This window comes from Roseateles sp. P5_D6, from assembly GCF_054049415.1.
In genome coordinates this window covers 59,898-84,515 of record NZ_JBFUMK010000011.1, presented here as the reverse complement: position 1 = coordinate 84,515, position 24,618 = coordinate 59,898, and the positions used below count along the sequence as shown (strand labels likewise).

17 protein-coding genes are annotated in these 24,618 nt (G+C 65.7%); 10 read left to right on the top strand and 7 right to left on the bottom strand.

Translation table 11 applies throughout. The features are described from left to right. Window position 1: 1 nt before the first annotated feature. The 6 genes from ACXJKM_RS16265 (at window position 2) to ACXJKM_RS16240 (ending at window position 8,607) form a co-directional block, all read left to right on the top strand. Window positions 2-1,585: an FAD-dependent oxidoreductase gene (locus tag ACXJKM_RS16265; RefSeq protein WP_457353686.1), complete on the top strand. Its 1,584-nt coding sequence runs from the start codon at window positions 2-4 to the stop codon at window positions 1,583-1,585. Then, window positions 1,582-1,785, top strand: coding sequence for a DUF2783 domain-containing protein (locus ACXJKM_RS16260; protein WP_457353684.1), 204 nt, complete (start codon window positions 1,582-1,584; stop codon window positions 1,783-1,785). Before ACXJKM_RS16265 ends, ACXJKM_RS16260 begins: the two co-directional genes overlap by 4 nt. A gap of 20 nt (window positions 1,786-1,805) precedes the next feature. Further along, window positions 1,806-3,179, top strand: coding sequence for a homogentisate 1,2-dioxygenase (locus ACXJKM_RS16255; protein ID WP_457353682.1), 1,374 nt, complete (start codon window positions 1,806-1,808; stop codon window positions 3,177-3,179). Further along, entirely contained in the window at window positions 3,176-4,405 is a 1,230-nt protein-coding gene (gene fahA, locus ACXJKM_RS16250; protein ID WP_457322263.1) for a fumarylacetoacetase, read from the top strand. Before ACXJKM_RS16255 ends, fahA begins: the two co-directional genes overlap by 4 nt. Window positions 4,406-4,657: 252 nt before the next feature. Then, window positions 4,658-7,213 (top strand): TonB-dependent receptor, encoded by a 2,556-nt coding sequence (locus tag ACXJKM_RS16245; RefSeq protein WP_457353680.1) that lies wholly within the window; start codon window positions 4,658-4,660, stop codon window positions 7,211-7,213. Window positions 7,214-7,287: 74 nt separating this feature from the next. Continuing rightward, window positions 7,288-8,607 (top strand): sugar MFS transporter, encoded by a 1,320-nt coding sequence (locus ACXJKM_RS16240; RefSeq protein ID WP_457353678.1) that lies wholly within the window; start codon window positions 7,288-7,290, stop codon window positions 8,605-8,607. Window positions 8,608-8,678: 71 nt separating this feature from the next. Here ACXJKM_RS16240 and ACXJKM_RS16235 read toward each other — a convergent pair whose 3' ends face one another. Beyond that, window positions 8,679-9,644 carry a LysR substrate-binding domain-containing protein gene (locus ACXJKM_RS16235; RefSeq protein ID WP_457353892.1) on the bottom strand — a complete coding sequence of 322 codons (966 nt, stop codon included), beginning with the start codon at window positions 9,642-9,644 and terminating at the stop codon, window positions 8,679-8,681. 149 nt (window positions 9,645-9,793) lie between these two features. On the opposite strand from ACXJKM_RS16235, the gene ACXJKM_RS16230 reads away from it, so the two are divergent. The 4 genes from ACXJKM_RS16230 (at window position 9,794) to ACXJKM_RS16215 (ending at window position 14,068) form a co-directional block, all read left to right on the top strand. Further along, window positions 9,794-10,822, top strand: coding sequence for a TRAP transporter substrate-binding protein (locus ACXJKM_RS16230; RefSeq protein ID WP_457353676.1), 1,029 nt, complete (start codon window positions 9,794-9,796; stop codon window positions 10,820-10,822). 114 nt (window positions 10,823-10,936) lie between these two features. Beyond that, on the top strand, window positions 10,937-12,151 hold the full coding sequence (locus ACXJKM_RS16225) for a fumarylacetoacetate hydrolase family protein (RefSeq protein ID WP_457353674.1): 1,215 nt from the start codon (window positions 10,937-10,939) through the stop codon (window positions 12,149-12,151). A 31-nt stretch (window positions 12,152-12,182) separates the two neighbouring features. Beyond that, a complete protein-coding gene (locus ACXJKM_RS16220) occupies window positions 12,183-12,794 on the top strand; it encodes a TRAP transporter small permease (protein WP_457353890.1) in 612 nt (203 codons plus the stop codon). Beyond that, on the top strand, window positions 12,791-14,068 hold the full coding sequence (locus tag ACXJKM_RS16215; RefSeq protein ID WP_457353672.1) for a TRAP transporter large permease subunit: 1,278 nt from the start codon (window positions 12,791-12,793) through the stop codon (window positions 14,066-14,068). The genes ACXJKM_RS16220 and ACXJKM_RS16215 overlap by 4 nt, the downstream gene beginning before the upstream one ends. Window positions 14,069-14,319: 251 nt before the next feature. Here the strand turns inward: ACXJKM_RS16215 and ACXJKM_RS16210 are convergent, their stop codons facing one another. The 6 genes from ACXJKM_RS16210 to ACXJKM_RS16185 form a co-directional block, all read right to left on the bottom strand. Next, window positions 14,320-15,912, bottom strand: a complete 1,593-nt coding sequence (locus tag ACXJKM_RS16210; RefSeq protein WP_457353670.1) for a GH39 family glycosyl hydrolase — start codon at window positions 15,910-15,912, stop codon at window positions 14,320-14,322. Window positions 15,913-16,111: 199 nt separating this feature from the next. Then, window positions 16,112-17,776: a cellulase family glycosylhydrolase gene (locus tag ACXJKM_RS16205; RefSeq protein WP_457353668.1), complete on the bottom strand. Its 1,665-nt coding sequence runs from the start codon at window positions 17,774-17,776 to the stop codon at window positions 16,112-16,114. 135 nt (window positions 17,777-17,911) lie between these two features. After that, entirely contained in the window at window positions 17,912-19,567 is a 1,656-nt protein-coding gene (locus tag ACXJKM_RS16200; protein ID WP_457353666.1) for a glycoside hydrolase family 43 protein, read from the bottom strand. A gap of 68 nt (window positions 19,568-19,635) precedes the next feature. Further along, complete coding sequence (locus ACXJKM_RS16195) at window positions 19,636-21,132, bottom strand: glycoside hydrolase family 43 protein (protein ID WP_457353664.1); 1,497 nt, start codon at window positions 21,130-21,132, stop codon at window positions 19,636-19,638. Window positions 21,133-21,528: 396 nt separating this feature from the next. Next, entirely contained in the window at window positions 21,529-22,944 is a 1,416-nt protein-coding gene (locus ACXJKM_RS16190) for a LacI family DNA-binding transcriptional regulator (RefSeq protein ID WP_457353662.1), read from the bottom strand. Window positions 22,945-23,147: 203 nt separating this feature from the next. Then, complete coding sequence (locus ACXJKM_RS16185; RefSeq protein WP_457353660.1) at window positions 23,148-24,617, bottom strand: tryptophan halogenase family protein; 1,470 nt, start codon at window positions 24,615-24,617, stop codon at window positions 23,148-23,150. Window position 24,618: the final 1 nt, after the last annotated feature.

Sequence of the window (24,618 nt, the reverse complement as noted above, 5' to 3'; positions counted from 1 at the left end):
CATGGACCTTCCGCAGTACCCCTATCACCAGAGCCTGGAGCAGCGCAGCGGCCAGCCGCAGCGCCGCCCGGTCGTCATCGTCGGCGCCGGGCCCGTGGGCCTGACGTTGGCGCTGGACCTGGCAAAACGCGAGGTGCCCGTCGTCGTCATCGACGACAGTGATCGCATCGGCGACGGCTCGCGCGCCGTCTGCTGGGCCAAGAAGACGCTGGAGGTGTTCGACCGTCTCGGCGTTGGCGAGGCCGTCGCGCGTGAAGGCGTGCGTTGGCAGCGCGGCCGCGTCTTCCACGGCGAGCGCGAGGCCTATACCTTCGACCTGCTGCCCGAGAGCCATCACAAGATGCCGGCGATGGTCAACCTGCAGCAGGACCAGGTCGAGGCCAGGCTCGTGCGCGCGGCGCAACTGGATCAACGCATCGAACTGCGCGGCAAGCATGAGCTGATCGGGCTGGAGCAGGACGAAGGTGGCGTCACGCTGAACGTGCGCACGCCCGACGGCTTGTTCGACATGCGCGCCGACTGGGTCGTCGGCTGCGATGGCGCGCGCAGCCCCACGCGCAGTTTGCTGGGGCTGGGCTTTGCGGGCCAGGTGTTTGAAGACCGCTTCCTGATCGCCGACGTGCGCCTGGCGCCCGGCGTGCGGCCGCGCGGCCTGGACCCGGCCAGGCCCGAGCGCTGGTTCTGGTTTGACCCGCCGTTTCACCGCGGCCAGTCCGTGCTGCTGCACGCGCAGGCCGCGGGACTCTGGCGCATCGACTTCCAACTGGGGCGCGACGCCGATGCGCAAACTGAGCGCGACCCCGACCGCATCAAGGCCCGTGTCGCGGCGATGCTGGGCACCGATCAATTCGAGCTGGCCTGGTCGTCCATCTACCAGTTCTGCTGCCGCCGCGCTTCGGTGTTCCGCGTGGGCCGTGTGCTGCTGGCCGGCGATGCGGCGCATCAGGTCTCGCCCTTCGGCGCACGTGGCGCCAACAGTGGCGTGCAGGACGCCGACAACCTCGGCTGGAAGCTGGCTGCCGTGCTGAAGGGCGAGGGCGCTGAGGGTGGTTCGGCGCTGCTCGACGCTTACGAGTTCGAGCGCATCGAGGCCGCCGACGACAACATCGGCCACTCGACGCGGGCCACCGACTTCATCAGCCCCAAGAGCGCGCTGAGCCTGCGCCTGCGCAAGGCCGCGCTGGACCTGGCGGCGCACACCGAGTTCGCCAAGCCGCTGGTCAACAGCGGGCGGCTGTCGGTGCCGACCGCGCATGTCGACTCGCCGCTGAGCACGCCCGACGCCGAACCCTGGCCTGGCGGCTCGGCGCCGGGTTGCCTCGCGCCAGACGCACCGCTGGAGACCGGCTGGCTGAGCGAGCAGTTCGGCGAGTTCCTGCTGCTTTGCTTTGGCTGGCCGGCGCCGGCGGCTGGCGTGCGCGTCGTCGTGCTGCCGGCCGAGGGCGTGGCTGCCGCGCGCTATGGCGGCCGGCCGGGCAGCGTCCACCTGATCCGGCCCGACGCCATCGTCGCGGCGCGCTGGCACCGCTTCGACGCCGACGCGCTGCGGGCAGCGCTCGCGCGTGCCCATGGGGAGCCGCAATGACCAAGAGCAAATTGACTCTGACCCCGAATTTCGGTGGCGAAGCCGACGCCTTCTACGCCGAGCTGATCGCTGCCCAGGCGGGCTTGAGCGACGTCGAGGCGGCCGACTGGCTCGCGCGGCTGACCCTGATCCTGTGCAACCACATCGGCGACCGCGAAGTGCTGCGCCAGGCGTTCACGCTGGCGCGTGAATTGCCGTGACCCGTTGGCCCACGAACACCATGACTGAACTGACCTCCATCAGATACTTGACCGGCTTCGGCAACCAGCACAGCAGCGAGGCCCATCCCGGCGCGCTGCCCATCGGCCGCAACAGCCCGCAGCGCGCGCCGCATGGGCTGTATGCCGAGCTGCTCTCCGGCAGCGCCTTCACCGCGCCGCGCGCCGACAACCAGCGCACCTGGCTCTACCGCCGCCGGCCCTCGGTCGTCTGCGGTGGCTACGAGCCGCTGGCGCACGCGCTGTGGAAGAGCGGTGCCGCCGAGGGTGAGTGCGCGTCGCCCGACCCGCTGCGCTGGGGCCCGACGCCGCTGCATGACGACGGCGACTTCATCGACGGCCTGCGCAGCTACGCCGTCAACGGCGAGGTGGGCATGCACGGCATGGGCGCGCTCGCCTACGTCGCGACGCGCTCGATGGGCCGCCGTGCCCTCGTCAACGCCGACGCCGAGATGCTGCTTGTGCCGCAGCAAGGCCGTCTGCTCGTCACGACCGAGCTGGGCCGCCTCGAAGTCGCACCTGGTTTCATCGCGCTGCTGCCGCGCGGCATGGCCTTCAAGATCGACCCGCTGGACGTGCCGGCACGCGGCTATGTCTGCGAGAACCACGGCGCCGCCATGCGCCTGCCTGAGCTGGGGCCCATCGGCTCCAACGGCCTTGCCAATCCGCGCGACTTCGAGGCGCCGGTCGCCTGGTATGAAGATGAGGCCCCCACGTCGGCGGGTACGCCTCCTGCCCCCCGAGGGGGCGCCGCCGCCCTTGGGAGCGGCCCGGCGGGCGGCGCGGAGGACGGCGACTACGAGATCGTCAAGCGCTACGGCGGCAAGCTCTGGCGCGCGAAGCAGGCGCACAGCCCCTTCAACGTCGTGGCCTGGCACGGCAACCTCACTCCCTATCGGTACGACACGTCGCGCTTCATGACGATCAACACCGTCAGCTTCGACCACCCGGACCCCAGCATCTTCACGGTGCTGACCAGCCCCAGCGACACGCCCGGCTGGGCCAATGTCGATTTCGTCATCTTCCCGCCGCGCTGGATGGTGGCCGAGGACACGTTCAGGCCCCCCTGGTACCACCGCAATGTGATGAGCGAGTTCATGGGCCTGGTGCTGGGCCAGTACGACGCCAAGCCCGAGGGCTTCAAGCCCGGTGGCGCCAGCCTGCACAACAGCTATGTGCCGCACGGCCCCGACACCGAGGCCTTCGACAAGGCCAGCGGCGCCGACTTGAAGCCGCACAAGCTGGACGCCACATTGGCCTTCATGTTCGAGACGCGCTGGCCATTGAAGCCCACGAGCTGGGCGCTACGTGACGCGCCGCTGGAGGCGACCTACGCCAACTGCTGGCAAGGTCTGAAAGACGAGTTCAAAGCATGATTGATCACACGCACGACCAAGCCGCTCTCTCCTGGGTCGCCTCGGCCAACGACCCGGCCACCGACTTCCCGCTGCAGAACCTGCCGTTCTGCTCTTTCCGCCGCACCGGCACGTTGGAGCCCTGGCGTGTGGGCGTCGGCATCGGCGACCAGATCCTCGACCTGACCGGCTGGGGCATCACCGATCTCAACGCCCTGATGGCTCGACCCAGCGGCGAGCGCCGCGCGCTTCGCCATCGCCTGTTTGATACCTTGAAGGCCGGCTCGCCTGAACTCGAACTCGTGCCGCAGCCCGAGGCCGAGTACACGTTGCCCTGCCGCATCGGCGACTACACCGATTTCTACACCGGCATCCACCACGCCCGTGCCATCGGCAAGCTGTTCCGCCCGGACAACCCGTTGTTGCCCAACTACCAGTGGGTGCCCATCGGCTATCACGGCCGCAGCTCCTCCATCGTCGTCAGCGGCACGCCGCTGCGCCGGCCCAAGGGCCAGGTCAAGCCACCGGACGCCGAGGTGCCCGTCTTCAAGCCCAGCGCGCGCGTCGACTGCGAACTGGAGCTGGGCCTTTTCGTCGGGCCCGGCAACGCACTGGGCGAACCTTTCGGCATCGATGAAGCGGACGAGCACGCCTTCGGCCTCACGCTGCTCAACGACTGGTCGGCCCGCGACATCCAGCCCTGGGAGTACCAGCCGCTCGGGCCCTTCCTGGCCAAGAACTTCGGCACGACGATCTCGCCGTGGATCGTGACGATGGAGGCGTTGGCGCCCTTCCGCATCCCATTCACGCGGCCCGACGGCGACCCGCAGCCGCTGCCCTATCTCGACTCGCCGGCGCATCGCGCGAACGCGAGCTTCGATATCGAGCTGGAGGTCTGGTTCAAGACACCGGCCATGAGCGAGGCGACACGGCTGTCACGCTCCAACCTGCGCCACGCCTACTGGTCGCTGGCGCAGATGTTGACCCACCATGCGAGCAATGGCTGCAACCTGCAGCCGGGTGATCTGCTGGGCACTGGCACCATCAGCGGGCCTGCGCCGGAAGAGGCTGGCTCGTTGCTGGAGTTGACTGCAGGTGGCAAGCAGCCGATCACGCTGCCCAATGGCGAGACACGCACCTTCGTGCTCGACGGCGACACTCTCGGCCTGCGCGCCTTTGCGGAAAAACCCGGATACCGGCGCATCGGTTTCGGCGCCTGCGACGGGCAAATCACGGCCGCGACCTGACCCTGTCTTGCGCCAACGTAACGTCGGCGCAATGAAGTCCAACAAAGCGCAACGCCTTGCTCCAGGTGTGAGCGCCGCCGCTAGATTGCGGGCACTGGCCAGGGTCTGACGACAAGAGACAACGCAGCCCTGGCCTTCTGAGTTGAGCCCCACCCGATGGCACATCCGCCATGGGCGAGGCCCCTTGTTGTCCAACAAAACTCGTTGCCCAGGAGCACCTACGTGGCCAAGCCTCACTTCAAGCCCCTTCTCTTGCCCCGACTCATCGGCCTGGCACTCGGCGCGACAGCGCTTGGCGCCATGGCCCAGGACGCCGCCCAGCAGCTCGACACCGTCGAGATCCGCGGCGTGCGGGCCACGCTGAAGAAGAACCTCGCCGAGAAGCGCGAGTCGCAGAACATCGTCGACTCCATCAGCGCCGAGGACGTCGGCAAGTTCCCCGACAAGAACGTGGCCGACTCGCTGCAGCGCGTGCCCGGCATCTCGGTGGACCGGATCTGGGGCGAGGGCAAGGCCATCTTCGTGCGCGGCACGGACAAGAACCTCAACATGACGCAGCTCAACGGCCAGGCCGTGGCGTCGTCGGAGTGGTGGCTGAACGAGCCGCAGACGCGCAGCTTCAACTACGACGTGCTGCCCTCAGAGATCGTCGGCAGCCTGGACGTGTTCAAGAGCCCGTCGGCCGACCTGGATGAAGGCAGCATCGGCGGCCTCGTCATCGTCAAGACGCGCAAGCCCCTGGCCTTCAAGGACCAGCTGACGCTGCAGGCCTCCGCCGAGGCCATGTACAGCAAGCTGCCCGGCAAGACCGACCCGCAGGTGTCGGGCCTGTTGAACTGGAAGAGCGACGACAAGACCTTCGGCGTGTTGCTGGCCATCAGCAGCCAGAAGCGCCACATGCGCCGCGACGGCCTGGAGCAGTTCTCCGACGGCAAGTACGACGTGAAGGACCAGAACGGCGCAGTCACCAACGCCTATGCCTCCTGGGGTGGTGGCTCGGCCATCTTCCGCCAGGAGCGCGAACGCACGACGACCAACCTCGCGCTGCAGTTTCAGCCCAACCCGGCCACTGACATCGTCCTGAACCTGATGGATTCGGACATGAAGATGAACAACAACAACCAGAACTACCTCTGGCAGGCCGGTGGCCTGGCGGTGGGCGGCGTCATCAGCGCTGTCGACCCGAAGTTCATCACCGTGGCCGATGGCAGCAAGGCGCTGGTTGGCGGCACGGTCGGTCCCAAGACCGGCGTGTCCTTCGAGCCCATCTATCGCGAGAGCTACATCAAGAGCCGCGTGGCGGACCTGGACGGTACTTACCAAGGCGGCAACTGGCAGCTGCACGGCCAGGTCGGCACCACCAACAGCTCGGGCGGCAGCTCGCATGACCGCCACTTCTGGATGGAGGGCGACACGCGCACGACGATCTCGCTCGGGCCGGATCACTACGGCGTGAAGTACCTCGACATCAACCCGCTCGACCCCAAGGTTTTGACGCTCAAGGCCGGCGACGATCGCATCCGCCGCATGGAGGCCAAGGAGAACTACGCCCAGGGCGACGTGACCTTCGATCTCGACAGTGGCGTCATCAAGGCCGTGAAGCTGGGTATCAAGCTGCGCGACAACACGCTGAAGAACACCCGCATCCAGGGCACCGCCGGCCCAGGCTCCACGGGCTGGCAATCGTTCAGCCTGTCTGACCTGTCCACCGGCCCCTCGCCGCTGCTGAGCCAGGCGGCGGCCACGTCCGACGCGCTGACCCAATACGCCTGGTATGACGACGCGCTGGTTGCGAGCAAGGGCATCCCGATGTTCGACAAGGCCATGACGTACAAGGACGTGCTCAACGAGAACTACCAGATCAAGGAGCGCATCAGCGCCGTCTACGCCAAGGCCGACTATGCGATGGGGCAGTTGCGCGGTGATTTCGGCCTGCGCTTCGTGCGCACGCAGCAGACCTCGGACGGCTACCTCGGCAACGCCAGCGGCGGCTTCTCGCCCACCAGCGTCGGCAACAACTACACCGATGCGCTGCCCAGCCTGAACGTCGTCTACGACCTCAGCAAGCAGCTCATCCTGCGCGGTTCGGTCTCGCGCGCCATGGCCCGCCAGACCTTCGACCTGCTCAGCCCCGGCATGCGTCGCGACGGCACCGTGCTGTCCAAGGGCTATGCCGGCAACCCGCTGCTCAAGCCGGTGCACGCCAACCAGGCCGAGATCGGCGCCGAGTGGTACTACGCCGATGCGGCGCTGATCTCGGGCACCTTCTTCATCAAGAAGCTTGACACCTTCACCTACAAGGCTTCCAAGTCCGAGCAGGTGGGCAGCGAGACCTTGACCATCGAGCGCCCCTACAACGCCGACAACGGCGCCGACATCAAGGGCTTCGAACTGCAGTGGCAGCAGCCCTTCGGCAACACAGGTTTCGGCACCGTCGTGAACTACACCTTCACCGACGCCAAGGCCGGCGCCGTGGCCGGCCAGCCGCGCCTGAAGGTGCTGGGAAATTCGCGTGACCAGTTCAACTTCAGCGGCTACTACGAGCAGGGGCCCATCACGCTGCGCGTCTCGTACAACTACCGCTCCAAGAGCTATGGCAACGTGGAGATGGGCGGCCAGGTCGTCAACAGCGCCTACGGCCAGTGGGATGCGTCGGCCAGCTGGGACGTGACGCCCAAGATCGCGTTGTATGCGAGTGCGGTGAATCTCAACAACGAGGTCATCAAGTCCAACACGGTCGATGGCATCCCGGTGGGCGTGTACGAAAACGGCGCTCGCTACAGCGTCGGCGTGCGAGCCAAGTTCTAAGGTTCGACCTCTGTTGCGGTTCCTGGCGGCGGTGTACACCCACCGCTGCCAGCCCTTGCCTGACGCCTTCTCAAATGCACACCAAAACCCTCACATCCACGGCAGGCCAGGGCGTGCTGCTGCCGATGATCTTCATCGGGCTGATGTTCTTCATCCTCGGCTTCGTCACCTGGTTGAACGGCTCGCTGATCCCCTTCCTCAAGATCGTCTGCGAGCTGAACAACTTCCAGGCGCTGTGGGTGGCCTTCGCCTTCTACATCGCCTACACGGTCATGGCGCTGCCGAGCGCGGCCATCCTGGCGCGCATCGGCTACAAGAAAGGCATGACGGCTGCATTGGGCGTCATGGCCATCGGCGCACTGGCCTTCATTCCGGCGGCGCGCTCAGGCGCCTACCCAGTCTTCCTGCTGGCGCTGTTCACGTTGGCCAGCGGCATGACCTTGATGCAGACGGCCATCAACCCCTACATCGTCTGCATCGGTTCGCGCGAGAGCGCGGCCATGCGTATCTCGATCATGGGCTTGTTCAACAAGGGCGCCGGCATCGTCGTGCCGCTGGTGTTCTCGGCGCTGATCCTGTCCGGCATGGAGCGCTTCTCCGAGTCGGCGCTTGCGGCGGTCGATGCGGCGGGGCGGGAAGCGCTACGCAACGAGCTGTCGCAGCGCCTGGTCTTTCCCTATGCGGTGATGGCCGTGGGGTTGGTCATCTTCATGGCGCTCATCCACTTCTCGTCGCTGCGCGAGCCCGAGCTGGAAGCGGCTGATGCACCCACCGGTGCCGTGAAGCGCTGGGGCGTCTTCCAGCATCCGCAGGTGGTGCTCGGTGCGATGGCCTTGTTCGGCTATGTCGGTGTGGAAGTCATCGCCGGCGACACCATCGGCCTGTATGGCCGTGAACTTGGCGTGGCCCACTACGGCGTGCTGACGTCCTACACCATGGGCTTCATGGTGCTGGGCTATCTGCTCGGCGTGGCGCTGATTCCGCGCTGGATGTCACAGCGTCTGGCCCTGATCTTCTCGGCCGTCAGCGGCATCGCCTTCGTGCTCGGCGTGGCCATGTCGTCGCCGACGGAGTCGGGCATCTCGCAAGCTTTGCTGGGCTGGGCCGGCGTGCCGTCGGTCCCGAACACGGTGTTCTTCCTCGCCATGCTAGGCCTGTCCAACGCGCTGGTCTGGCCGTCCATCTGGCCGCTGGCGCTCGAAGGCCTGGGCAAGTACACGGCGGCCGGTTCGGCCCTGCTCATCATGGGCATCGCGGGCGGTGCGCTGATCCCCATGCTCTACGGCCACTTCGCCGATGTGTGGACGCCGCAGCGGGGCTACTGGGTCATGCTGCCCTGGTACGGGCTCATCCTGTTCTACGCGCTGTTCGGCAGCCGGCTCAGGAAATGGTGAGGCTGTCGTCCGGGGCTCGCTGCGGCTGCTGATGCAGCCCTCGTCGGGGGTGCGAGGGCAGGGCGGCGGACCTACGCTGTCGCGATCGCCTGCTCGGCCAAGTTGCGGATGACGTCCGTGAACGCTTGAACCGCGGTGCTGGGGGGCTCGTCTCGCAATGTGATCAGGCCGAAGTCGGGCATGCGATCGGGGAGGTCGGCGGCAATTCGCGTCAGCAGACCCCGCCGCACGTACTTGTCCACCAGCGCAGCAGGCTGCAGCGACAGCATGTGGGTGCTCTGCATCAGCTCGATCGCAAACAGGAACGACGGCGTCTCGACAATGCCCGAGGTGAGCGACAGGCCCGTGCTGCTGAAGATGTCGTCCGACACCTTGCGCAGCGCCGTGGACGTTGGATAGAGGATCCACGGCCAGCGCGAGAGCTCCAACAGCCCCGGTGCCTGAACGCCGCGCAGCGGATGGTGAACGCCGGCAGTGACCTGCAATCCTTCGCCGGCGAGCCTTTCGTACTGGAACTGGTCGCTTTGCGATTTGTCGGTGAAACGGCCGATCATCACGTCGATCTTGCGTTCGGCCAGCCAGATGATCAGCTGGTCGCTGCTCTGTTCCAGGATCTTCAACACCAGCAACGGACGCAGGCGCTGCAGCTCGGCCACCGCCGCAATCAGGAGGTGCGCCGCCGAGCCCGAGATGGCGCCGATCGTCAGATGGCCGTGCCCGCCCTGCTTCAGGGTGCTGAACTCGTCGACGAACTTGCGATGGCTGTCCAACGCCGCGTGGGCATAGCGCAAAGTGAACAGGCCCAGCTCATTCGGCCGCATGCCCCGCGGCAGGCGATCGAACAGGCGCGACTCCAGCATCTCCTCGATGTCCATGAGCACCTTGGTCGCCGCCGGCTGGGTGATGTGCATCTGCTCGGCAGTCAGCCGCAGATTGCGCGTGCGTCCCAGGATGTCCAGGAAGTGCAGATGCCTGAAACGCAACCGGGCCAGTTGTGCCACGGCCAAGGGTTTGCCAGGAGGCTTGTCGGGACTCATCAGCATTTGGAATGGATGCTAGCTAAAAAATTCAGTGGACTGGGCTCCTGGGCTCACCTAGCCTCCAGCTCCACCAAGAACCGCCCCCAGAGGGGCCGGCAGGTCGGAGCAAGGTCGCGCGCTCCGCACTTCACGATCCTGGAGACATCATGCAAATCAGATCACTAGGCCTGGCTGCGGCCCTGCTCGCCGCCCTCGCTGGGCTCGCCGGCCCCGCTTCGGCGCAAATCAAGGAGCACGTGTTCAAGGTCGGCATCGGCCTCAGCGACGACCATCCTCAGGCGAAGGCGCTGAAGTTCTTTGCCGAACAGCTGGCAGCCAAGAGCGGCGGCAAGCTGGTGGCGCGGGTCTTCGCCAGCGGCGCGCTGGGCAACGACATCAGCATGACGTCGGCGCTGCGGGGCGGCACCCTTGAGATGACGGTCCCCGACAGCTCGACGCTCGTGTCCCTCGTCAAGCCCTTCGGCGTGATCAACCTGCCTTTGACCTTCAACAACGAGCAGGAAGCCGATGCGGTGCTGGACGGCCCCTTTGGCCAGAAGCTGCTGGCCACGCTGCCCGAGAAAGGCCTGATTGGCCTGGGCTTCTGGGAAAACGGCTTCCGCCACGTCACCAACTCGCGCCGCCCCGTGCAGCGCGCGGACGACCTGAGCGGCCTGAAGCTTCGCGTCATCCAGAGTCCACTGTTCCTGGACACCTTCAACGCATTGGGTGCGAACGCCACGCCGATGCCCTTCACCGAGTTGTACACGGCGATGGAGCAGTCGGCGGTGGATGGCCAGGAGAACCCCGCCGCCACCATCCTGGCCAGCAAGTTCTACGAGGTGCAGAAGCACATGGTGCTGTCACGGCACATGTACAGCGCCTGGGTGTTGCTGATGTCCAAGAAGACCTGGGACGGCCTCTCGGCGGACGAACGAAAGATCGTGCAGGACGCCGCACGCGAAGCCACGCTGTACGAGCGCAAGACCATCCGCGCGTTCTCCGAGACGGCCCTGGCCGAGCTCAAGAAGGCCGGCATGCAGATCACCGACCTGCCGGCGGCCGAGCAGGCCAAGATGCGCAGCAAGCTGCAGCCGGTGCTGGCCAAGTTCAGCAAGGAGTTCGGCGAGGACACGACGGCGGAGTTGAATGCCGAACTGGCCAAGGTGCGCAGCGGCACGGCAGCCGCCAAGTAGTTTGTTTCGCATGGCGGCGCAACCGCCCGCCTGGCGTCCACCCTTGTTCGCGACGGCCTGCCGACATCGCCACGCGCTCCGCGTCCCACCTTTCACAACATCCGAGAAGCCTGAATGACCGCGACAACGACCGCCCTGCCTGCGCGCGCCGAGGGCGTGCACCCCCTGCTGCCGCAAGACGGCCTGGCCGGCACGCTGGTGGGCCGTGTCTGGCGCGCTGGCACGCCCGGTGGTCCGGCCGTGGTGGTGCTGCGCCCGGAGGGCGTGTTCGACGTCAGCCGGCACTTCGCCACCATGAGCACCTTGCTCGAGACCGACGACCCGGCTTCGGCCGTGCGCTCGGTGGCCGGCGAGTTGCTGTGCACCATCGACGCACTGCTGGACAACAGCAAGGCCGAAGGCCGCGACGCCGCCTTGCCGTGGCTGCTGGCGCCGTGCGACCTGCAGGTGGTGAAGGCCGCCGGAGTGACCTTTGCCTCGAGCTTGATCGAGCGTGTGATCGAGGAGCAGGCGCGCGGCGACGCCAGTCGTGCCCAGGCGCTGCGCAGCCAGGTCCTGGCGCTGATCGGCGACAGCCTGGCCGACATCCGCCCCGGGTCGCCCCAGGCGCAGGCGCTGAAGACGCTGCTGCAGCAGAAGAACCTGTGGTCGCAGTACCTGGAGGTCGGCATCGGGCCGGATGCCGAGGTCTTCACCAAGGCGCCGGTGCTCGCGGCTGTGGGGCATGGCCAGGACATCGGCATCCGCGCTGATTCCGCCTGGAACAACCCGGAGCCCGAGGTCGTGCTGGCTGTCAACAGCCGGGGCGTCATCGTCGGCGCGGCGCTGGGCAACGACGTGAACCTGCGCGACATCGAAGGTCGCAGCGCGCTGCTGCTCGGCAAGGCCAAGGACAACAACGCCTCCTGTGCCATCGGCCCCTTCATCCGCCTGTTCGATGGTCCGTTCGGCCTGGACGACGTGCGGCGCGAGACCGTGCACCTTCACGTCAGCGGGGATGACGGCTTCACGCTGCGCGGCATCAACACCATGGCGAAGATCAGCCGCGACCCGGTCGACCTGGTGGCCCAGACGATGGCCAGCCACCAATACCCTGACGGCTTCATGCTGTTTCTGGGCACGCTGTTCGCGCCCACCGAAGACCGTGACGAGCCTGGCAGCGGCTTCACCCACAAGCTGGGCGACGTGGTCACCATCCACAGCCACTGGCTGGGCGGTCTGCAGAACCGCGTGACGCATTGCGAGACGGCGCCGCCCTGGCGCTTCGGCCTGCGCGCCCTCATCGGCAACCTGGCTGAACGCGGCCTGCTGCAAGGGGCGCGGCTGTGACAGCCGGGCGTCTCGCGGGGAAGGCGCCTTGATCGACGCCGCCATCCAGCGGCTGTGCCGCGCCATCGACTTGGCTGTCGCCGCTGCACTCGCCGTGATGGTGGTGCTGGTGTTCGGCAATGTCGTGCTGCGCTATGCCTTCAACTCCGGCATCGCCGTCAGCGAAGAAGTCTCGCGCTGGCTTTTCGTCTGGCTGTGCTTCATGGGCGCCGTGGTGGCGATGAAGGACGGTGCACACCTGGGCACCGACATGCTCGTGTCGCGCCTGCCGGTGGCTGGCAAGAAGGCCTGCATGGTGCTGGGCCACATTCTGATGCTGTACCTGACCTGGCTGTTCCTTCAGGGCAGTTGGGAGCAGGCGCGCATCAACCTGGACGTGGCAGCGCCGGTGACCGGCGCATCCATGGCCATCTTCTATGCGCCGGGCGTGGTCTTCTCCGTCTGCGCCGGCGCGCTGCTGCTGTTGCAGCTCGCGCGGCTGCTGACCGGCAAACTCGAGGAGAGCGACCTCGTGATGGTCACGGAGTCCGAAGAGCAGGCCGAACTCGAAGCCCTGCAGGCCGAGTTGGCGCGCAGCGAACCACAGCCTGGTCAGGCACCTGCTCACGGCGCCAGCGACACGCCCGGTCGCCCACGTCGATGACGGTCCTCATCTTCCTCGGCAGCCTGCTTGGCGCCATGGCGCTGGGCATCCCCATCGCCTATGCCCTGCTGGCCAGCGGCGTCGCGTTGATGTGGCATCTGGACCTGTTCGACGCGCAGATCCTGGCGCAGAACTTCATCAACGGTGCCGACAGTTTCCCGCTGCTGGCGGTGCCGTTCTTCATGCTGGCCGGCGAGATCATGAACGTCGGCGGGCTGTCGCAGCGCATCGTCAACTTCGCGCTGGCCCTCGTCGGTCACGTGAAGGGCGGCCTGGGTTATGTCGTCATCCTCGCGGCCTGCCTGCTGTCGGCGCTGTCGGGTTCCGCGGTGGCGGATGCCGCCGCGCTGACGGCGCTGCTGCTGCCGATGATGATCAAGGCCGGGCACAAGCGGGAAGTGTCCGGCGGGCTGATCGCGGCGGCGGGTGTCATCGGGCCCATCATTCCGCCCAGCATCGGCTTTGTCATCTTCGGCGTCGCCGCCAACGTGTCGATCAGCAAGCTGTTCATCGCCGGCATCGTCCCCGGCATCATGATCGGCATCGGCCTGGCACTGACCTGGTGGTGGGTCGGCCGCAAGGAAATGCTGGCCCTGCCTCAACGCAAGACGCGCGCCGAAGTCTGGGCCGCGGCACGCGAGTCGGTGTGGGCGCTCATGCTGCCGGTCTTCATCTTGGTGGGGCTGAGGATGGGTGTGTTCACGCCCACCGAAGCAGCGGTCGTGGCCGCCGTCTACGCGCTGTTCGTCAGCACCGTGCTGTACCGCGAGCTGAAGCTGCAGGCACTGACGCGCATCTTCATCACGGCCGCGCGCACCACGGCGGTGGTCATGTTCCTGGTGGCATCGGCCATGGTGTCTGCATGGCTGGTCACGGTGGCCAATTTGCCGGTGCAGATGGTGGACCTGCTTCGTCCGCTGCTGGACAACCAGACGCTGCTCCTGACCGCCATCATGGTGCTCGTGATGCTCGTGGGCACGGCCATGGACATGACGCCCACCATTCTGATCCTGACGCCGGTGCTGATGCCGCTGATCAAGGCGGCCGGCATCGACCCGGTCTACTTCGGCGTGCTCTTCATCGTCAACAACTCCATCGGCCTGATCACGCCGCCGGTCGGCACCGTACTCAACGTGGTGGCCGGCGTTGGCCGCATGAAGATGGACGAGGTCACGCGCGGGGTCCTGCCCTTCATGGCCGCCCAGTTCGCGGTGATGTTCGTGATGGTCCTGTTCCCTCAGACCGTGCTCGCACCGCTGCGCTGGTTCTATTGAAGCCTCGGCCGCTTCGAGCTTGAAGCCGCCGGTCGCCTTTGCAGCGGTTGCTGCCGGTCGAGATGATGGCCACGGAGGTTAGGTCTCGGCCAGGAGCCGTCACTCGCGGGCGGTTGGTATGCGGAGACCAGCACAGCCGAGCTGCACTGGTCCGGTTGCCAGCGTCTGGGTCTTTTGCGCCGATACGCCTGGGAGAGTGGCTGGAAAGACGGCGGTTAGGGGGCGTATCGTGATGCAAGCAGCACTGCGTTTCAGCGCTTGACCCGGTCCAGCGTCAGCAAGGTGATGTCGTTGCTGCGCATGGGCACGGTGAAGTTCAGCAGGCCGTCCTTGCCGATGTTGACGGTGCGCTTTATTTCGGGAAGGTCGCGGGTCAGTGACTGCAGCTTGGCAAGCTGCGCCGCATCGAGGTTTGTGGGCGAACCCATCTCAAGGTAAGCGGTGTAGGCGTCGTTGGCCTTGTAGCCGGCGCGACGCAGCTCGAGCCGATAGGCGCCCGGCTTCAGGTTTCGCAGCGCGAGCTTGAGCGCTGGCGCCGGGCCGTTGGGCACCGGCTTGGCGAAGAACACGCCGTTAGCGGTGCTCTTTTGATCAGGATGCTGCCAGTCCCATGCCACGATGGCGGTCTTGTCGCCATCGACCGCAGCCAGCACCTTGTCGTCCGTGCTCGGGATCTCATTGCCGCGCAGCGCGTTGAGGTACTTGTAGGCGAACCATGTCGTCTTGCGCAGGCCATCGCGTGTCATCAAGCCGAAGCCGCCATGGAAGGCGCGGGGCGGCGGGCCCGGCTCCTCGAACAGGTCGCTGTAGGTCCAGTAGCTCATCGCCTGCGCATAGCCTCGCGTGGCGCGCAGCTTGGTCAGGATCCACGGCGCGCTGATGTAGCTGTCGTGCACCTTGTCGTACGGGTTGTAGCTGGTGCTCCACTCGGTGAGGTACAGCGGAATGCCGGGGAACGGCGAGGCTTCGATCTCTTTGCGATTGCGGCGCACGTCGCCGACGATGGCGTCGGGGTTAGGGTCCAGGATGCGGTCCGACTTGCCGAACTCGTCGAGGTAGCCTTCCGTGACGCCGTAGGTATGGGTGGTGACGAAGTCGACCGGCACGCCTTCCTGCTTGGCATAAGCCAGCAACTCGGGCACCCAGAAAGCGCCGGCCGTCGCGGGGCCGCCCACCTTCAGTTGGGCGTCCACCTTCTTGAGCGTGCGCGCGGTGTTGGCGTACAGCTCGAAATAGGCCTTCTGGTCGGCCTTTTCCCAGAAGCCGTCGAGGTTGGGCTCGTTCCACACTTCGAACGGCCACTTGCGCACCTCTTCGATGCCATAGCGCTGGATGAGGTGGCGCGCGAACGCGTCGATCAGCTCGGCCCAGGGCCCCGGTTGCGGGTGCGAGGTGTTGCCCTTCCAGTAGAAGATCTTCAGGTCGGAGGTCTTCATCACGGCGGGTGTGAAGCCCAGCTCGATGAAGGGCTTGACGCCACTGGCCAGCATGCCGTCGTACAGCTTGTCGATGCCGGTCCAGTCGAACACCAGCTTGTCGCCGTCCTTCTTCACCGTGCCGTAGACGTCGTGAAAGATGTCGTGGAAGCGCACATAGCGAAAGCCCAGCTCGTCCGCCGCCGTCTTGAGCTGGGCGAGGTTTTCGGGGCGGCCGGTGGTGCCCGGGTAGTCCGCGCCGACCGAGAGATCGAAGAAGCGGTCCATGGGCTGGGTCGCAGCAGCGCGGTCCAGCGTCACCACGCGAGCGGCGGGAGTGGCCGCAGGGGTCGCGGTGCACAGGCCAAGTGAAAGGAGCGTCGCCGCGAGGCTGATAACGCTTCGGGGCAGGGACAGGGATGTGTTCATTGGAGGATTTCGGAGGACTTGGGAAGAGAGGGCGGCAGGCCCGGCGCCAGAAGCTGGACGCCAGGCCGCCGAACCATTGGCTCAGTTGCTGTAGAGGAAACCGCGGCCGTTCCCGCTGTCGTAGATACGTCCGGAATCGGCCAAGGAATTCAAAAGAAGGTCCGCCATGCGGCGGACCTTCGGACAAACTCCCAGGGAATTACAGACCCGGAATCGGAGCAATATCGGAAGTGCCAAGCATGGAGCCAAGCAGGTTCCAGTCCAGGACTTCACCGGTCGTCTCGTGGAAAATGTCGTGTTGGGTTACCCAGCCCGTGCCACTGAACCCAAGGCTGGCGATCTTGTTCTGCACGTACTTGTTCCAGTGCGTGGCTGCCCGGTAGTTCTGGTCCTTGTATGAGCCGGTCAGGCCGAGGCTCGCCGGCTTTACCCCCGCGCGATATTCGCCGATCAGCACGGGGATACCCCGGTCCGTGAAATACTTCATCTTGGCGAGCTGAGCATCAATGGAGCTTTCGTTATATCCCCCCTTGACATTGCGATTCGTAAACTGATTGCTCACGTTATAACTTCCCCAGAAGGCACTCCAAGTCCCCCACGACTCATCTGTTTCCATCAAGGTGAAGTCGAAGGGATCATAAAAGTGCACTTCGACCATCCGCTTATTCGCCGGATCCGAAGGTAGATTCTTTCCATAGTTAATCGTGTTATCGATATTGGTGTTCGGCCCTTGGACGATCAGCCAGCGAACGGCATTGCCGCCGCCGTTGGCGCGCATCGCGGTAATCCAATTCTGCTGGTATTTGTAGAGCACATCGGTCTTGGCCTGGGTTGGCGCGTCAGGTTCGTTGGCGACAGCGAAGGCCAATTTGTCGCTGTCATACCATTTGAAAGTATTCGCAACCTGGGTCCACATGTTGATCAACTTGGCATTGATCGCAGGGTCGTAGGAATTGAAGCCGTTGCGTTCGAACCAGCCAAGGTCATAGTGGTCGTTGATGATGACGTACAGGCCGTCGGCGAGGGCCCAGTCGACCGTCTGCTTGACCTGGGCCATGAACGCGGGATCGATCGTTCCGTTGGTGGAATGAAAATCCCACGCAACGGGTATGCGCAGGGTCTTGAACCCCCTATCCCTGATGGAGTCGATCAGTGCCTTGGTGGGCGCCGCCGCTCCTGGCCAGAATGCTTCGAGGGTGTTTCCCAGGTTGATACCGGGATTCGGAAAGACTTGGGTCTGCGCGCCGGGCACGGTGATCACGAACGCCTGGGTGGTCTTGGCGCCGCAGGTGTTGGTGTAGGTGGCGGTGGCCGTGCAGCTGGCAGCGGGCGTGATGGTCTGCTGGCGTGCCGAGCCCGACGTGCCGCAGCCGCTCCAGCCCCACGAGCCGCCGGTCACCGGCTGCGGGCCGAGGATGGCCGAGTTGCCTGCGGTGACGGTGGCCGACGAGGTCTGCGTCCAGGAGCCGTTGGTGCTGATGTAGGGCGTGATGGCTGTCGGCGCGCAGCTGCTGCCGCGTGTGGCGCTGGCCGAGCCGGAGTTGTAGCTGCCGGCGCTGGTCGTGAACTTGACCCAGTACCAGTACGGCGTGCCGGTGTTGGCCGAGCCGTCGGCGTAGCTCCGGGCGCTGCTGCCCGGCACGGCGATGCGGGTGCRGCCCGCAGGGTCGGCGTCGATGTCGCGGTAGACCTCCAACGACGTGACGGTGCCGCTGACGGTCCAACTGAGCTGGTTGTTGTTGGCCGTGCCGCTGGCTGTGAGGCAGACGGTGGCGCCGCCGCCGCTGCCGCAGCTTTGCGCCTGCGCGAGGCTGCATGCGCTTGCTCCAAAGGCAAGCAGCAGTGCTGGTATCAAGGTTCTCATGTTCTACCTTTCAAGTTTGAAAGTGCTCGGCCGGTTGTCTCCTCCGGACTCGAGCGTTATGGAAGGACGCAGCTCAGTACATGGGCTTACATCCCGACAACTCCGATGTGTTGTGGGTGAGGCGCACGGCGAAGATCAGCGGGAGTCGCCGGTTGGTCCGATGCGGTAGTAGTCAAAGTCCACACGGCCGCCGGCGGTCTTGGTCGAATAAAAGAAGAGCCCGTAGCGATAACCCATGAAGTGCTTTGGGTAGGAATAGGTCAGGCGCGAGGGACGTCCGATGGCAGTCCAGGATTTGCCGTCGAGGCTGTAGGAGAAGCGAGCGACCTCGGGCGCGGGCTCAAATTCGCTTTCGACCTTGAGGTGAACGGTTTTGCCAGCGAGGGGAATGGAGGCGATCTCCTCGGGCTTGTCGGAATCAGCGCTCACCATGACGAGCGATCTGACGCCACCGGTCATCTTGACGCCGACAAAACCGTACTGTTTCTGGAAGACCGTGAGGCCGGCCACATCGCCGTCTTTCATGCCGCTCACATCGATGCTTGTCGTGGCGGAACTGGCAGGGCCAAAGGTGCGCTGGGTGAGGGTGTTCGTGGCCTCCGGCAACGTGGCAACGACCCGGCTGGTGACGAGGCTCAGATGGCCCGGGCGCTTGGTGAGCGACCAGTCATTGGGCCTCGGGTTGTGATTCCATTGCCAGGCCAGGGGCAGGGCAGGGTCGCCGGGCTGGCGGTTGAATTCGTCGGAGGCGACGATGCCGGAGGCGCCGGAGACGCCCTGTGCGCCGGCCGGGATGTCGAGCGTCATGGGCACCTTGCCGTTTTCGCCGAGTACGGGCCAGCCGTCCTTCCAGGTCACGGGCACGAGGTAGGGAATGCGACCGACGGCGCCGTTGCCCTTGAAGAGATAGGCGTACCACTTGCCGTCGGGCGTGTCGATGAGGCCGCCCTGGGCGATACCACGGTCATCGAGCACGATGCGACCCTCGTAGGGCCCGTCGATGCTGTCGGCGCGGTGGACGATGACGGTGGGCGCCCAGCGGCTTGCGGGCGAGGCGATGTTGAACAGGTAGTAGCGGCCGTTGATCTTGGAAAGATGCGAACCCTCGCCATTGAGCCCGCCCAGGTCGGTGCCGAAGACGGTGTTGACGTTCTCGATGAGCACCTTGTTCACGCCGCCGGGCTTGATGCCGGAGAGATCGGATTTCAGCTCGACGAGCGTGATGCGCCCGCCGCCGTAAACCATGTAGACGCGACCGTCATCGTCGAAGAACAGGCTGTGGTCATGCAGCACGGGCTCGAAACTCGTCTCCTTCCACGGGCCGCGCTCTGGATCGCGCGTGGTGTAGATGTGGGTGCGTCCGCTGGTGTACGAAAAGGTCGAGGCATAGAACACGCCGTCGTGGTAACGCAGGCTGGGGGCCCAGGAGCCGGCCGCGTAGGCGTCCTTGCCGTTGTCGAGGCGGAGGGCTTCGTTGTCGGCCAGCGTTTCATAGGCGTAGGAAGCCATGCGCCAGTTGACCAAGTCCGTCGACTTCATGATCGGCAGGCCCGGGCTCATGTGCATCGTCGTGCTGCTCATGTAGTAGGTCTTGCCTACGCGGATGATGGCGATGTCCGGAACGTCGGCCCAGATCAGCGGGTTGTGGGCAGGAGCTGCCTGCGCCGCCGGAACGGCCTGAGACGCGACGCAGAGCACGAGGGCCATCACGAGCGAAAAGATCGGGCGGTTCATGAAGCGGGTGAGAGAGACGGCGCAAGGGCGGCTCAGCTTGTCAGCGTGTTTGTCCATGGTTTGTCCGGATCAATCTTTTCGAGTCGCGTCGGTCAAGTTGATTTGCCGCCCGGCCTGAGGCCGTTTCAGTGCGCCGACCGCGCATACAGCGCGAACGCGAAGTCCGCAGGGCGGCCGCTCTCCCGGTCCTTCAGCGGCCGGTCGTCCAGGCTGGCCTCGCCGTCGGCATAGACGTCGCTGCGGCTGGCGCGCAGATTGATCGTCAGCGCGTCCTTCTCGCCCTGCAGCGCCAGCGCGTAGCGGCGACCGGACTTCAGCACGATCGGCGGATGGGCGCTGAAGTCGAAGCTCAGGAGCCCGGCGCCTTGCGGCCGGTAGGCGATGGCCAGGCCCTCGCCGGTGCCGAGCAGTTCCGTGCCCGCCTCCACGTCACGCAGCGACAGGCGCAAGCTGCGCGTGGTGTCCGTGCCGTGGCCGTCACCGGCGTACAGGCTGAGCCGGCCCAGCGGGATGTCGGCGCGCGGCACGAAGGTCTGCACCAGGCGGCTGGCGCCGCCGTCGCGGTTGAAGCCGATGGGCTCGGGTGTCTGCTCGAAAGGCCGGGTGACGGAGGCCAGCGCCGGGCTGCCAGGCCAGGTTTCGGGATAGCCCTGGGCGAACTGCTGGACGGCCACGCGCGGGTCGGAGCGGCCCGGGTCCGCCAGCGCCGGCACCTTGCCCTTGGGCGGCTGGGGCGGCTTGCTGATGCCGGCTTCCGTCTGCGTGATCGGCCACATGCGGCCGTCGGCGTCGTAGTAGAGGTACTCCATCGCGACCGAGCGGCGGGAGGTGGCGCCGGTCTCGCCGTTCAGGGTCAGCCCGGCATTGTGATAAACGAGATAGGACTGGCCCTTGAAGTCGTCGATGACGCCGGCATGGATGGTGAAGCTGTTGGGCACGGCGCCGGTCAGCAGGCCCTGGTAGGTCCAAGGGCCGCGTGGGCTCGGCGCGGTGGCATAAGACAGATGCTCAAAGAGACCCTGCTGCGCCATGGATGCGTAGGTCAGGTAGTACGTGCCCTTGCGCTTGGACAGCCACGGCCCCTCGGTGTAGTTGGGCACCGAGATCTTCTCGATGGGGCCGTCCAGCTCGGTCATGTTGGCCTTGAGCTTGGCCAGGTAGAGCACCGGGTTGCCCCAGGCCAGCCAGGCGGTGCCGTCGTCGTCGATGAAGACGGTGGGGTCGATGTCACTCCAGCCGTAGGGGCTGGGCGTGGACGCATCCGTGATCAACGCCGTGCCGCGTGCATCCTTGAACGGGCCCAGCGGGTTGTCGGCCACCGCCACGCCGATGGCCTTGCCCGGCTGCGTGTCGTTGTGCTGCACGGTGGCGTAAAAGTAGAAGCGGCCATTGCGCTRCACCACCTGCGCGGCCCAGGCATCGCTCACCGCCCACTTGAAATCGGTGGGCTTCATGATGGTGCCGTGGGCGGTCCACTGGCGCAGGTCCTTGGACGAGTAGGCCAGCCACTCCTTCATCAGGAAGAAGTCGTTGCCCTTGGCCTCGTCGCGACCCACGTAGAGGTAGGCCGTGTCGCCCACCACCAGCGGGGCGGGGTCGGCGGTGAAGCGGTCGCGCAGCACGGGGTTGGCGCCTGGTGCCAGTCCGGCGGCCGGAGCGGCGGCACACGTGATGGCTGCGCAGCAAAGAGCGGTGTGTTGAAGCAGTCTGGCGAGGCGCATGGCTAAGTGAGAACCTTCAATTCGGTTGTGGCGGCTGTGCACATGGTGGTTTGCGGACTCATCGATCGACCCCACGGGCAAAGCAGGGTCATCGTCAGCAGCGAGGTCCGCGGGAGAAATGAATGGATTCGCCCTGCGGCACATGACTCCTCCAACCTCGCGCCTTGATTCACCGTTTAATCAATTTGATGGGGCGGTTAATCAATTGACCAAAATAGTTGCGGTCGTGCTGCGCAAGCAATCTTAGTTCGTTCGGTGGCCGAACTAACTAGGGAAAAACCTAGCGACTTCCCCGTGTCAAGGGACGATCAGCTGCGTGCTTCGAGGACCTGGCAAGCTTCGGCCGTGAACGATTTCGATGGGCAGAACGATGTCGCTTGGGCCGGCGTAGGCTTCCCCTCGGCGCTGCGCTTCGATCAACTGCATCAGGACCTCGACCGCGCGGCGCCCCATCTCAAGCGGGGGCTGGCGCACCGTCGTCATGTGCAGTGAGCGGGCCAGCAAGGTGTCATCGAAGCCTGCAATCGAGATGTCCCGAGGAACGCTCAGCCCGACGCCCTCCAATGCCTCGATGCAGCCGAAGGCGATGTCGTCGCTGCCACAGCAGACGGCCTCGGGCAACGGCTGGCAGCGGCGGCGTTGCAGCCATTCCTGCATGGCCTGCCTGCCCCCTTCGCCGGTGAACCACGTGCGGATCACATGGTCGGAAGCAACTTCGACCCCGGCTTCGGCATGGGCGCGCAGGAAGCCCTCGACACGGCGGTCCGCGCCCTTGGCGCGCACCGGTCCCCCCACGCAGAGGATGCGGCGATATCCAAGCCCGAGCATGTGGCGCGCGATGGCATAGCCGCCCGTTTCATCGTCCGCCTCGACGTTCACCTGCGCCCGCAACAGCCTGCCGGCATGGATCGTGACCATGGGCGTATGCGGTGGGAGCCAGGTCGTGCTGTCATCTTCCAGGTAGGGTGCCAGCACGACGAGTCCGTCGACGCGTCCGTCGCACAAGGCCGGGATGCGTTTCGGTGCTTCTTCCCAGCCACTGAGCGGAAAGATGGATGTGGTCTGGTGCGCCTCCGTCGCGCCCCGCACGACGCCGTTGAACACTTCCAGGAGGTAGAGGTTGGGTTCCTCATTGGCGATGTTGGCGACGAAGCCAATGGCATTGGTGCGTTGAAACGTCAGCGCACGCGCGGTCGCGTTCGGCCGGTAGCTCAAGCGCGCCGCCACCGCAAGGACCCGCTCACGCGTCTCGATCGATACGCGCTTCGAACCGTTCGCACCGCTGAGCGCGGAGGACGCCGCCGCTTCAGAAACCCCCGCTTCTCGCGCGACGTCAGCGAGCGTGGGCAACTTGTGACGATGGCTCTTCGGCGGCGTGGAAGGCTTGGGTATCGAAGCGGACACTGTCCGGCGGGCGGGAGAGACGGGGCGGCGCACTCTAGCATCGCGTCTAGCTGGAACCAGGTATCGCCAGAGTTGATCCGACCCTCGACATCCGGTGCTTGCGGGCGCGGCAGCAATCGTCTTGACGAGTCTGGACGGCGAGCCCGAGCCGGCGTGCTGCACGTGGACGAAGGTCTGGCTGACGACAAACGCAACGTTCTGGCCGCAGAGCGTACCGACGTCCTTGGGAAGGGTGCACCGAAATGCTCGAGCGAAGCCCACCTCGTAAATTCTCATGTTCAGCGAGACGAACTCCGGAAAGTTCTTCATGAGGCGGCGGCTCAGGGTGCCGTGACCACCCGCTTCAGAGCGTCCCGGTCGGTCGCTTGAAAGGAAGCTCGGGAGCTGAGCGGCCAACCTGGGCGCCGCGGCGAAAGACTGCAACCAGCCTGGAGCGGGCGTCGGTCAACACCGGAGTTGGCGAGTGGAGGTGACCTCGACGCGACTGACACGGCAAGTTGGTGCAGGATGGCTCATTCGCCCATCAAGCAGCGATGGTGTGAGCGGAACGCCCGAGCCATGTTGGCCAGGCTTTGTCTTGCGACCGCGGCCGTGATGGCCTGAGGCGCCGCGCGCAGCTCAGCTGGGAAGCGGCCCATGCCGGCGAACAGGCAGTACCAGGACGGGCGCAGATACATCAGCTTCGCGCCGTGGCGCTCCAGCTCGGCCTCGAAGTCGCCGCCGCGGTCCCACACATCGAGCAGGCTGGCGAGCCGATCGGAGATGTTGCGGTTGGCGCGGTTGGCCTGCCAGTAGTCGGTGTCGCGCCGCGTGTTGAGCTGGTAGTGGGCGACGACGTAGTCGCGCACGCCCTCGAACATCTCGCTGACGCGGCGGTTGAAGGCCTCCTGGTGGCGGCGCTCGAAGTCACCGCTTTCCATTGCGGCGATGAACTGCTCCACGCTGAGCTGGATCAGCATCAGCGCCGTCGCTTCCAGCGGTTCGATGAAGCCCTGGGCCAGGCCGATGGCGACGCAGTTCTGGCGCCAGTGCTGCTTCACGCAGCCCACGCGCATGCGCAGGCGTCGCGCGGTGGCGCCTTCGGCCGCGGCGCCGAGGACCTCGCGCAACTCGCGCTCGGCCTCGTCATCGCTGACGAAGTCAGAGCTGTAGACATAGCCATTGCCATAGCGCGTCGTCAGCGGGATCTGCCAGGCCCAGCCGTGGCGCAGGGCGGTCGAGACGGTTTCGCAGGGGGTGTCTTCGCCATCGACCAGCGGCGTCGGGATGGCGATGGCGCGGTCGTTGAAGAGGTTGTCGCGATAGGGGAGGAAAGGCTCGCCGAGCGTCTCGGTGATCAGCAGGCCTTTGAAGCCGCTGCAATCAACAAAGAGGTCCGCATCGACGCGCGCGCCGCTCTTCATGTGCACAGCCGCGATGTCGCCGTTCTCGCGCAGTTCCACGCGCGCCACCGTGTCGACGATGTGGCGCACACCGAGGCCCACCGCGTGCGTGCGCAGGAAGGCGCCGAGCTTGCCAGCGTCGAAGTGATAGGCGTAATCCGTGCCGAGCGGCGCTCTTCGCTGCCGGGCCAACTCTGCGGCGAGAAAGAAGTCCCGCGGGTTGGCATCGGCCGCCTGGCCACGCCGACGCAGACAGGCGTTGGTGAAGAAGAGATTGCCCAGCTCACGGTCCGCTTCACTGAAGAAAGGATGAACGTAGCTCTCGTAGCCCGCAACGGTGCTCCAGCCGGGGAAGCGGATGCTGCTCTTGAAGGTCGCGTCACAGGCCGGCATCCAGTCGCGTTCTTCAATGCCCAGCGTGCGGAAGAAGTGGCGCAAAAAGGGCGTCGAACCCTCGCCGACGCCGATGGTGCCAATGTCGGCCGACTCGATCAGCGTGACGTCAACGCCGAGCCGCGCCCAGCGGTGCCGCAGCAGGTTGGCCGTCATCCAGCCGGCCGTGCCGCCGCCGACGATGGCGATGTGTTTGGGAGGCGCCATT